Raw genomic sequence first — 268 nt, 5'->3', positions numbered from 1 at the left:
TGCGATTACAGGGGCTACAGTAGCTTTTACTCATTTTTACAAAACTAACGAGAAATTTAAGGGATTCGTTGACGGAACTATTAAAGGGATTACGGACTTCAGTAAAGCTTTAGTTAAAAACGGAGCTGAATTACTCCAAAATGCTTACAATTCAGACAAGGTACAGAATAGTATTAAAGCCATGCAGTCAGGATTCGTCATGGCAGGTAATAAAGCGAAAGAGTTTGGTTCTAATGTGGTTAGTATGGGTAAATACCTTTACTATACA

Annotated in this window: 1 pseudogene; it reads left to right on the top strand. The window is 36.6% G+C overall.

Annotated features, from left to right (window positions below):
- Positions 1-268 (top strand): annotated as a pseudogene (locus KVT27_RS24815) (carbamoyl-phosphate synthase large subunit); the annotation flags it as partial.

Source organism: Lysinibacillus sp. GbtcB16 (assembly GCF_019091145.1).
In the GTDB taxonomy this organism is placed as follows: domain Bacteria; phylum Bacillota; class Bacilli; order Bacillales_A; family Planococcaceae; genus Lysinibacillus; species Lysinibacillus fusiformis.
The sequence above is the reverse complement of the archived record's forward strand: the minus strand, read 5'-3'. Positions and strand labels throughout refer to the sequence as shown.